Genomic DNA, 2,012 nt, shown 5'->3' with positions numbered 1-2,012 from the left:
CCAAACGAGGATTCAAAAGAGTTTAGGCTATAAATCGCCAAGACAGGTGTGGTTTAATTATTATCGTCAAGCTGCGTAGTTAAAATCTCCCAAGTTTAACTGTACGGATTTGACAGCAGGGGTCAGTTATGCTCTCTTGAGAAGTTTCAAGTGAGACGCAAACGGTTGATTAAAAATCATGTGTTTGCATCATTACTTGGCTTTGTTTATTTATCGACGATGTTTAAGTCTATGTACCAATGGCATTTCAAGTTGTTTAGACCTATCGTGGCCCATGTTTGTCAGTTAGTCGATAATCAGTGGTTTCATTTGAGACCTCAGTTAAGTTCGATCTAGCATAGCCTTTGTGCCTATGATAGTGCGTAAGTTCTATATTTATTAAATTAATAGCTATTTCCCTATCATAATCAAGGTATGAACTTGTATTAATATAAGTTGCCCCTATAAAGTTAGTAGAGCAGAGGGTTGCAAAACTTCTAGCTTCGTTGATGTCCTTTTTATTATTATGGTTTTTTAAATTAATCCTGCTTTTTTAGTCAATTTAAGCGGATAACAAGGTACTTATAACAAGGTACATGGCTTTTAGCAAAAGATTCGGGTTATAACCAATTAAAATAGTAGCCACCCCTAAAACAAACCATCAAAAGTATAAGTTTATTATGACAACTCAAGTTTATAAATACAGTCAGCATCCAGATGTTCGCCCTTTTACTATTACCTTAACCGATGAGCAAACGGCAGGTCATGGTGACCACTGGCGCATCTTAACGGATAATATTGAGCAAGACGTTCCAAACTGGCTAAAAAGCTCAATTGACGATGCAACTATTGCTGCCGGTTTAAACCCAAATTTATCCAAAGACTCTTTACCTAATTTGCTTCTTTCTTGCAATGAAATGTGCCACATCAATCAAGTATTGGCAATGAAAGATGGTAATCCGCAGAACTTTATTAATGCCTTTCCTTGTGTTAATAGCCCTTACGGTCTAGTTTGTAAAGTTGACCGTATCATTGCCAATAATTCAACTCAAGATGCTGTACTACGTTTGGTCAGTGAAGATGGCAGTATTATTTACGCCTTCGATCAAATGTACACGGTTAATCAGCCGCTTTATCGTCAAGGTCAACACTATTTTGTTAACTTTAGTGCTTGGGCCTATTCTATTGAGAGTAGTAACAAAGAAGAGAGTATCTTGGTAGAAGACCCTGAAGCCATTCGATATCATCGTGCTTATAATGATATCGTAGCGAAGAACAATGGTGTCATCCCCGCTGACTTAGATCAACAAATTGAGCAGTGGCAATCTGATAGTGATGAAAAGTTAGCCCCTGTTGAAATTAATTTGGGCAATATGTGTGCTTACCTGTTTGGTGAGACATTGGGTCAAGAAGACGAAGCTTGGTGTCAAGGTCAAGTGCTTGGTAAGCAGCAACAAGCTTTGTATGATCGGGAGTTAACCGTATTCGACATCGCCATATTAAGAGAACCTGATGCTGACCCTTTTGTGGTTCGCGTGGCTACACCTACTTCAGAAGCTGTTAAAACGATTGAAGTAAATGATTATGTTCAAGCCAATATTTGGCTACAAGCTGCTATCTATTATGAGAACCAAACCATTTAACTCCTATAATTTAATAGCTTTTATAACTTAATAGTTTTAAAACCAATTAATCTTTATAGCTTTTAAAGCAAATAACTAGGGCGTGTGGAACATTCGACCATGGCACTGGCGGAGACTATTTTTTAGTCAATATGCAGTGAAATTTTTGACGCTTAGTCATTCTAAGTTAGAAAATTTCGCCATATATTGGCAAAAAAGAGTCCCGCCCCTTCGGGCTGATACTAAAATCGCCCCAGACGTTGTTACAAACCTAGCCAAGGTCTAGACATTAGCGTCAGTTTGCGCCTAGTCTGGAACGATTTTAGCTATCAGCAGTGCTAATTTGCGAATGTTCCACACGCCCTAATTAACCTTTAAAAATAACCGTTTAAACTTTTCTTTATTTTAGTA

At 37.8% G+C, this 2,012-nt stretch carries 1 protein-coding gene; it reads left to right on the top strand.

What is annotated here, in order from left to right; all coding sequences use genetic code 11:
- The first annotated feature begins 659 nt into the window (after positions 1-659).
- On the top strand, positions 660-1,622 hold the full coding sequence (locus QZ265_RS10765; RefSeq protein ID WP_296406051.1) for a hypothetical protein: 963 nt from the start codon (positions 660-662) through the stop codon (positions 1,620-1,622).
- The last annotated feature ends 390 nt before the right edge of the window (positions 1,623-2,012 follow it).

Source organism: Psychrobacter sp., assembly GCF_018260395.1.
Classification (GTDB): Bacteria; Pseudomonadota; Gammaproteobacteria; order Pseudomonadales; family Moraxellaceae; genus Psychrobacter.
The sequence above is the reverse complement of the archived record's forward strand: the minus strand, read 5'-3'. Positions and strand labels throughout refer to the sequence as shown.